The sequence below is a fragment of the Marivita sp. genome, assembly GCF_017643905.1.
Lineage (GTDB): Bacteria > Pseudomonadota > Alphaproteobacteria > Rhodobacterales > Rhodobacteraceae > Marivita.
The window spans coordinates 1-4,692 of sequence record NZ_JAEPMO010000228.1 but is presented as its reverse complement, the minus strand read 5'-3'; the positions used below and the strand labels follow the sequence as shown (position 1 = coordinate 4,692).

Below are 4,692 nucleotides of genomic sequence, written 5' to 3'. Positions count from 1 at the left end.
CGGCCGTTGGCGTCGCAGTCTGGATCCTGCTCCGGCAGGGCAAGCACGCCGCAGAGGCCGACCTCGCCATCCGCCGCGCCGATGCCCGTGTCCGCGCGCTGCAAACGTCCAAGGACATCCGTCATGACCTTCAAAACACTGCTCATACCGATCTTGAGCGTCGGGCTGACCGCTGGATGCGCGATTGATCCGCGGGGGCTGCGCGACGATTGCGATTGGGCTGAGCCCATTCGTCCGTCCCGTCAGGATGTGCTGAGCGATGCCACTCTGGCCCGGATCGTTGCCCATAATGAAGTCGGCGCGCGGCTCTGCGGGTGGCAGCCATGACCGTGGCCACTTTGAGCGAAGGTCCGGCGATCCTCGTTGGCTATGCTTGGCGTCTGCAGATTGAGGCAGAGGCACCGGTTTTTGCGGACGGTGCAAGCTATGCCGGCCATCTGCGCCTCAAGCCCAGTGACCCGACGCTACTGGCAGAACTCTCAAGCGCTGATGGCGGGATAGAGCACGTCACCGATACGGTGTTGGAACTGTCTTTGACGCCCTCCCAAACCGCAGGGCTCACGCCCGGCCGTGTGGTGTTGGACTTGGTGCGCACCGATCTCGAGCCAGACCTGCACTTGGGCTTTCTCATTGAGATCCCCGTGATGCTGCCGGTGACCCGAGGGCTAAGCCCATGAGCGAAGCGGTTCCGCAAACAGGCCCGATCACCATCACGGCGCCGATCAAGGTGCGCGTTGTCTCTGGGCCCTTCCGCATTCGCCTTGGCGGCCAGCCAGGACCGCAGGGGGCGACAGGCCCACAAGGCGACAAGGGCGATCAAGGTGATCCGGGCATCACGATCCTGCCCACCGACGCCCCCATCAATGGAGGATTTTTCTGATGGCCAATACCATCCAACTCAAACGCCGCGTCTCCGGCGTGGCGGGTGCGCCCGCGGCACTGAAATCAGGCGAGCTTGCTCACAACGAGGTCGACAACACGGTCTATGTCGGCAAGGGCGACGACGGCAGCGGCAATGCAACCTCCATCGTCCCCGTAGCAGGGAGTGGCGGCTTTCTGGCGCTGGTGGGCACGCAGACCGTAAGTGGGGCGAAAACATTCTCGACCGCTCCGAAGTCTAGCCAAGATGCCAGCAGCGGGACTGATCTTGTCCGCAAGTCGCAGGTCGACAGTCTGCTATCAGCGAAAGCGCCCTTGGCGTCACCCACCTTCACAGGATCGCCCACGGCGCCGACGGCGGTCGCGGGCACGGACTCGACACAGATTGCAACGACGGCCTTCGTCAATCAGGCCATTGCCGGCTTTGGCGCCGGCGACATGGCAAAATCCACCTATGACACCGACAATGATGGCAAGGTGGATGCCGCGGAAGTTGCTGATGCCGCTCCCTGGGCCGGGATCACCGGCAAGCCTACGAGCTTTACGCCCTCCAGCCACAGCCATTCGATCGCGCAAGTCACGGGGCTCCAGACGGCGCTGGATGCAAAAGCACCTCTCGCGTCGCCGGCACTATCAGGATCGCCGACCGCCCCCACTGCAACGGCCGGTACGAACACAACGCAGATTGCGACAACAGCCTTTGTGGCTGCTGCCATCGGTGCGCTTATTGATGCCGCTCCCGGCGCCATGGATACGCTGAACGAGTTGGCAGCCGCTCTGGGTGATGATCCGAACTTTGCGACCACGGTTACGAACGCGCTGGCGGGCAAACTCGCCGCGGCCTCGAACCTCTCTGATCTGCCGAACAAGACGACAGCACGCTCGAACCTTGGGCTGGGGTCCATGGCCACGCAAGCCTCCAGCAATGTCACGATCACCGGCGGCTCGATCGAGGGGATCGCACTCGATGGAGGGATTTTTTGATGCCGGATAATCGACGACAAAAACTTAAAGCCACCCGAGGAGAAGCGGTCGCGCGCACGTATGGTTCCTGGCTGGAAATGCGGCGCCGGGTCGCAAGGCCTGATCCTAGACGCAAGAATGATGCCTACGCAGGGATCAAGATATCTGATCGTTGGTCTAAGTTCGAAGTGTTCTTGACGGATATGGGCACGAGGCCTGATGGCATGACGCTCGACCGCATCAATCCGAGGGGCAATTACGAGCCATCGAATTGCCGCTGGGCCGACGCAATTACGCAATCGAGAAACAGGACGTACTGTGCGCTTTCCGAGAAAGCGGCAGCAGAAATTCGAGAACTCTATGCTCGTGGTTTGTCGCAGCAGGTCATTGGTGATCTGTTCAACTGCAGCCAACGCCAAATCAGCAACGTTGTACGCGAGCTGGCGTGGGCGGAGACTGGTAGAGTACAAATAGGCAGGAGCACAGCCTTGGTCTCGCGCCCTTCTGGAAATGAAGGGCAGACAAATGGTTAACACGATTCTCGTCAAGCGCACCACCGTCGCCGGCCGGGTGCCGACCGCGGCGCAACTCGCTGCTGGGGAACTGGCGGTAAATGTCCCCGACGGCAAGCTGTTTCTGAAGCGTGTCTCCGGTGCGGAAACTGTGGTCGAGCTTGGACAGACGGGGCCTCAGGGGCCAGCTGGGCCGCAAGGTGCCACCGGTGCTACGGGTGCGAGTGGTCCAACTGGTCCGCAAGGGCCAGCCGGCCCAACTGGGGCTACCGGTGCCACGGGTCCAACGCCGGCGCATCAATGGTCTGGCACGAGCCTTCGGTTTTATACTGGCACCGCTTGGGGCGCTTACGTCAATCTCAAGGGCGCAACTGGTGCCGCAGGGGCAACCGGTGCAACTGGGCCTCAGGGCGACGCCGGTCCAACTGGACCGCAAGGTCCGGCAGGTCCGACCGGGGCAACAGGCACAAAAGGTGACACAGGCCCGACAGGTCCTCAGGGCCCAACGGGTGCCACAGGACCGACGCCCGCCCATCAATGGTCCGGAACCAGCCTGCGCTTTTACAACGGTTCCACTTGGGGGACTTACGTCAACCTCAAAGGCGATACCGGCGCCACCGGACTAACCGGCGCGACAGGTCCCAAGGGGGATACAGGCGCCACTGGCCCAACGGGACCGCAGGGGCCGGCTGGCCCAACTGGTCCGACCGGCGCAACAGGCCCTCAAGGTCCCGCGGGAGCGGATGGATCGCCCGATACCGCGGGACAGGTTCTGGCCAAGCTGGTGACGGTGGATGGCTCTGGGTCTGGAATTGATGCCGACTTGCTTGATGGCAGCCACGCCAGTGCCTTTGCCAAACTGACAGGAGCGACCTTCACCGGCACCGTCACCGCGCCGAACTTCGTCTCCTCCTCGGACGCGCGTCTCAAATCTGACATCGCGCCCATCATCGAGGCACTGGCCAAAGTGCAGGCGCTGACCGGCGTCACCTTCACCATAGCGGGCAGTGATACCCGACAGATGGGCCTCATCGCGCAGGAGGTGCAGGCCGTAGCACCCGAGGCTGTGGTCGAAGCCGAAGGTGTGCTGCGCCTCGCCTATGGCAATCTCGTGGGCCTCTTGGTCGAGGCCATCAAGGACCTCGCCCAAGAGGTCGATCAGCTGAAAAGGACCGCACCGTGATCGAGACCGGACTGCATGTCATCTACAACACGGGCTCGCGCCTGCATTACGCCGTCGATGTCCAGGACACCTATGCAGGGATTGCAGTGTTTGAAGTTTGCGAAGCAGGCACGGGCCTGCGAGATGGCTTTGGAATGCTCCCATGGAATGAACTGCTGCCCCTGCTTGAGACGCCTTTTGCCTATGTCACGCGCTCAGGCTTTGTGGACCTCGAAAGAAATGGTCTGTTTGTCCCAGACCTTCCCGAGTGTCCCCATGGCGGTCTCTACAAGGGCCGATCCTATGTCTTCCTCGATGGCATGCACGGCTATGATGAACTCACCGATTATGCACTGATCGACATCATGACGGACAACGCTGGGTTTCCACTGCCGTGGCGCAACCGGTTTGCCCAATCTGCCCGCGAAAAGGTGGATTATTCTTTCCGCCATCGGGCGCGCATGCAGGCATCCAATGCATTGGTCATCTTCATGCCCATCAAGGGACAGCTATCCTCCGCTCGGATCGAGATCCTCTGCGATCAGGACCCCATCCTGCTGAACGGCACCACTGTCGCTGGCCGGATCGATGATGCAACCATCCCCAATGACGGTCAGTGGTTCAAACAGTTCTACTTCCACGCGGCAGCGGCGGAGGAACCTATCACCGTTCCTGCAGGCGGCCGTGCCCAAGTGCCCGTCGCGCTGAAATGGAATGGGTATGGTACGCCGTGCGCGCACGAACTGGCACTGAAGCTCGAGAGCGACGCTGGTTATCTGCCCAAACGGCGGCTGATGACCGATGCGAGCGGCGCGGGCAGCTTTGCCGTCGACGCGCTGGGACTCCGTCCGGGAGATCAGATTGCGGTCAAGATCAACACTGAGCATTACACCGCAATCGGGAAGATTATCCTGGAGGTGGTGTGATGGAAATCGCGACCACGACCGAGTTCCAGCTGATCTATCCCGCTTTCGTCCTGCACAAGCACTGGGAGATGCCCGAGGGTTTCAATGACCGACTTTACGCGCTGGCGGCCGAGGATGCGGTGGCGAACCGCATTCAAGACGCGGGCGACGGCCGTAACGTTGGCGACCAGACCAACCATCTCGGACATTTGCGGCACAACTTCCTGATGGACCGGCAGGACCCGGCCATCGCAGTACTGGCGCAGATGGT

At 61.7% G+C, this 4,692-nt stretch carries 8 protein-coding genes; all 8 read left to right on the top strand.

Translation table 11 applies throughout. The features are described from left to right. The first annotated feature begins 123 nt into the window (after nt 1–123). Nucleotides 124–327, top strand: coding sequence for a hypothetical protein (locus JJ869_RS22160; protein ID WP_292270872.1), 204 nt, complete (start codon nt 124–126; stop codon nt 325–327). Further along, on the top strand, nt 324–677 hold the full coding sequence (locus tag JJ869_RS22155; RefSeq protein ID WP_292270870.1) for a hypothetical protein: 354 nt from the start codon (nt 324–326) through the stop codon (nt 675–677). Before JJ869_RS22160 ends, JJ869_RS22155 begins: the two co-directional genes overlap by 4 nt. Then, on the top strand, nt 674–880 hold the full coding sequence (locus JJ869_RS22150) for a hypothetical protein (protein WP_292270868.1): 207 nt from the start codon (nt 674–676) through the stop codon (nt 878–880). Before JJ869_RS22155 ends, JJ869_RS22150 begins: the two co-directional genes overlap by 4 nt. After that, a complete protein-coding gene (locus tag JJ869_RS22145) occupies nt 880–1,863 on the top strand; it encodes a head decoration protein (RefSeq protein ID WP_292270866.1) in 984 nt (327 codons plus the stop codon). The genes JJ869_RS22150 and JJ869_RS22145 overlap by 1 nt, the downstream gene beginning before the upstream one ends. Beyond that, a complete protein-coding gene (locus JJ869_RS22140) occupies nt 1,863–2,375 on the top strand; it encodes a hypothetical protein (RefSeq protein ID WP_292270863.1) in 513 nt (170 codons plus the stop codon). Before JJ869_RS22145 ends, JJ869_RS22140 begins: the two co-directional genes overlap by 1 nt. Next, complete coding sequence (locus JJ869_RS22135) at nt 2,368–3,537, top strand: tail fiber domain-containing protein (RefSeq protein ID WP_292270861.1); 1,170 nt, start codon at nt 2,368–2,370, stop codon at nt 3,535–3,537. The genes JJ869_RS22140 and JJ869_RS22135 overlap by 8 nt, the downstream gene beginning before the upstream one ends. Then, on the top strand, nt 3,534–4,442 hold the full coding sequence (locus tag JJ869_RS22130; RefSeq protein WP_292270859.1) for a hypothetical protein: 909 nt from the start codon (nt 3,534–3,536) through the stop codon (nt 4,440–4,442). The genes JJ869_RS22135 and JJ869_RS22130 overlap by 4 nt, the downstream gene beginning before the upstream one ends. Further along, on the top strand, nt 4,442–4,692 hold a 251-nt coding region (locus tag JJ869_RS22125), incomplete at its 3' end, for a hypothetical protein (protein WP_292270857.1). The genes JJ869_RS22130 and JJ869_RS22125, both read left to right, overlap by 1 nt.